This window comes from Citrobacter sp. Cpo061 (genome assembly GCF_030332845.1).
Taxonomy (GTDB): Bacteria; Pseudomonadota; Gammaproteobacteria; order Enterobacterales; family Enterobacteriaceae; genus Citrobacter; species Citrobacter portucalensis.
On record NZ_JAOWHB010000046.1, the window covers coordinates 1 to 3,543 of the forward strand.

The 3,543-nt window shown below is 48.2% G+C and carries 4 protein-coding genes and 1 pseudogene; all 5 read right to left on the reverse strand.

Annotated elements, in window-relative coordinates; genetic code table 11:
* A partial coding sequence (gene gpJ / locus OGX97_RS14790) for a TipJ family phage tail tip protein (protein WP_424953313.1) occupies window positions 1–1,076 on the reverse strand: 1,076 nt, incomplete at its 3' end.
* Between the two features lie 539 nt (window positions 1,077–1,615).
* Complete coding sequence (locus tag OGX97_RS14795) at window positions 1,616–2,218, reverse strand: tail assembly protein (protein WP_094543226.1); 603 nt, start codon at window positions 2,216–2,218, stop codon at window positions 1,616–1,618.
* A gap of 51 nt (window positions 2,219–2,269) precedes the next feature.
* Window positions 2,270–2,605, reverse strand: coding sequence for a hypothetical protein (locus tag OGX97_RS14800; RefSeq protein ID WP_088902112.1), 336 nt, complete (start codon window positions 2,603–2,605; stop codon window positions 2,270–2,272).
* 30 nt (window positions 2,606–2,635) lie between these two features.
* Window positions 2,636–3,346 (reverse strand): C40 family peptidase, encoded by a 711-nt coding sequence (locus OGX97_RS14805; protein ID WP_286592559.1) that lies wholly within the window; start codon window positions 3,344–3,346, stop codon window positions 2,636–2,638.
* Window position 3,347: 1 nt separating this feature from the next.
* A pseudogene (locus OGX97_RS14810) lies at window positions 3,348–3,543 on the reverse strand (phage minor tail protein L); the annotation flags it as partial.

A 3,543-nucleotide genomic window follows, 5' to 3' on the forward strand; every position in this document is an offset into this window, starting at 1 on the left:
CCCCGGAATATAGCCGCAAAGTCACGCAGCACAGTGTAAGCGTCATTCCTGTCCTGAACATAGACGTTACAGGTATAGCGTGGCTCTGTCCCGCTTCCACCCTTTCCATCCGGTACCGGCTGATCGCAATACTGCGATACCTGGTACAACGTCCATTTATCGATGTTGGCTGCACTCAGGCGATTCCCCAGACCAAAGCGATCGGTAATAACCAGATCGTAAAATATCCACGCCGGGTTATCGGTCCAGGCCCACTTAAACGCCCCTTGCCATGTACCACTGTAAGTCCTCGTTTCAGGATCATAATTATCCGGCACACGGATCACGCGCATTTTTGGTTCGCAGGAAATCTGCGGGATAGAGCCATTGAACTGGCTTGAGTCAAATTCGATGTAAAGCAGAGCGGTATTCGGGTAACGTAATTTGGCGTCAATCACCTCGGTGAAGCTCTGTAGCGTCATCGTATCACCGATCTTCGCGCTGTTTGCATCAGCGGTAATCTTACGCAATCGGATTGTCCAGGTGCTGCCAGCCTGCGGTAAATCAATACGGTGGCTGCGCTCATAACCAGACGTCGTTTTGCCGGTTACGCTGGTATTAAAAACGGTTTGCCAGGTACCACCATCAGTTTGCAGGTCTATTGCATAATTGATGGAATACCCTACCAGATCGCCGTTGTCCTCCTGCTTAAACAGTGAAGGCCATTTCAGTCGCAGGCGAACGGCTGATAGTTGCGTGTTCGTAAAGGTACGCGTCCAGGCTGTGGCGCTTGATATTTCAGTTCCAACGTTGATTTCGTTTTCGGTGCCGGGAATACCCTGAATGTAATTTTGTGCCTGCGTACCAGCGCGAAATTCCCAGACTACGCCACCAAAGTTTTGGGAGCCGTCGACATTCTCCAGCGGTGTGCCATCGAGGTAGATATCTTTTCCGGTTAAAGCACCGGCATACTCACCTTCCCCCAGAGCTACTAGCAACTTTGCCTTCGCAACAGACTGAAGATCATCCGGTTGTTCCGTCGGTGTTCGGCTTTTAGAACCACCACCTTTTCGCCCTGTGATTTTTTTCGACGCCATATTTCACCCATAAAAAAGCCACCAAAAGGTGGCTACTGTTTGAATATCAGGATGTTGCTCATCTATAACCCTGGTTAATGTGTTAGCTCAGCCCGTCAGCGCTGGGATGCTGACGTACTCTGGGAAGGAGGGATGGCTGATTACCTCTTAACGAAGGATTAAAATGACTAAATATAAGTTTGAAGCTGTCGATACGAGCACCCCACCTAACGCTGAGGACCTTGCTTATGCTCTCATGAGTGCATTTGGGGCGCTTGCCTCAACAGTTGTAGGGAAGGACACAGAAAAGCAGGCTGAGTTGTTTAGCAAACTTGACCAAGCGCTAGCTCATAATCAGGGGGCAAGTAGCTATATTGAGCTTGCTCGGATTTGCCAGGCTACGAAATTTTCCCTAACCGGAGAGCGATAACCCCATTGGGTTTAATTAGTTCAAAGGCGTGTTCCTTAGGGACCGCCTTTATTTCCTTAGTATCATCAACTTTTGTTTCTTGAAATTTTACCTTTTGCTCTAAGGTCATAACTTTCTCCCGCCTTTCGGCTTATTGTTTATCTTCAACATAAATTCCGGCAGAAATAATCGCGCCACCGATCCGGCGTCGCCCATAACCAAGGGGAACTGGATTACCCTGAGCAGCAGTGTTAGTTACACCACCGAATGCATACGATGCCCGATTTTCGGCATCCTGTTTGCTGGCAAGTCCTGCTGGCTGTGGCGAAAGCATTTGAACAACACCACCAAGCATCATTGCAGCGCCTATTTTCATAGCGGCAGGGCCCCAAGCTGCACCGCCCCATGCTTGGCCGATAGTAGCCCCCAAAGCACCAACAACAACAAGTACAGCCCCTAAAACTGTTTGAAGTAGGCCTGCCTTTTTACTGCCAATTACAACAGGGATAATTCTTATCACCTCTCCTGTAACTGGAAAACCTAAATCATCTTTTCCAATATTTCTTTTCCCTTTAAATACAGCATACGTTAGACCACGATTTTTACTCGTATTTAAATATTGTTCAAATCCACAAATTGTTTTTGATAATGCATTGATAGCCTCTGCTGTTGTTCGTATTAGTCTGTCATGGGTTCTACCAAATGTTTTACCTAACGCGCCACCTAGTTCAATCCGAGTCATTATTTCTTGCATATTTACTCCAATAAAAAAGCCACTAACGTGGCTTTGAAAAACAGAAATAAATTAAATGCATGATCGCGCTATTTTACCCCACGGGTCACCGATACCTTTATTTGCAGCATAGACTTTCACATCGGCCCCTCCCTCAGAGTCATCTTGAATAATAGCCATCGAAAGAACACCAAATAAATCATCAGCGGCTGATATTCTATATCCAGTTTCAGTTTCTATACTTGTAGCCTGTGGATGCAGTTCCTGCCACTTAGGTGACATGCATTTGTTGAGTTGTGCAGCACTCTTTGAGGTATGACCAGAATAAATAGGCTGTCCTTCCTGTAAGGAAGATGCACTACAACCAAATAAACCCAGTAGTGAAATCAATAATATGTTTTTTTTCATATCCCTATCCCCTTTTGATAATGCAAAAGATTAGCACAGAGACTTATGCCGTAGAACCTTCATCGTCCGTTCCTGCCAGTAGCCACCGTAAGGCACACGCTGACTCAAATGGCCATAAAGATGGTGGAGTAACATATTACCTTCGAGCAAGATCCCGGCATGGTTCCACTTATTAGCCTGGACTTGCATGATGACCATGTCACCTGGCTGAGGCACACCGCTGAATTCACGGAATCCGCACTCATACCAGCAATCCTGATAAAAGTTGTCCGGATAGTCGTTTTCCCACCAGGGATAATCCACCCGATAATCGTGAAGCTCGATCCCGTGCGTTTGCCGGAAATAGCTCATTACCAGCCCCCAGCAGTCGAAGTGACCAAGCACAAACGGACGCTCCAGCAGCGGCAATTCCCCACGCGGCTGGATGGTGCGTAAATCCCCCTCAGGCCAGCTCACGATGTGCCATGGTAAAAGCGTTGCATCACATTGCGCTTTATCCAGTTCACTCGGTTGCGTTGTGGCGTCAGGGTGACTGTGAACAATGGCAATCACTGTTCCCCAGTCTTCGGCAGCGGCATAATCTTCCGGCGACAGGTGGAAATGCTCTGTCGGATCGGTTGCCAGATTACGGCAGGGAATGTACCGCTGCACCCTGCTTTTTTGCACCACCACGCCGCAGCATTCGCGCGGATATTCAGCAGCAGCATGCGCCATAATGGCATCGATAATTTTCTGACGCATATCAGCTCCTGATCAGGGATGTGCCAGGGAAGCCACCGAACGGCAACTCGTTCCCCTCGCCATGCCTCAACTTGCACGCAGTGAGCGTACCGGGGCATTCATCGAGTGACGGATCGTTAACCGGGTTGTTGTGCTTGTCGAAATAACGCGTTCCGGCATAGTCACATCCATCACCTGAGCGATATTTGTTACGGATA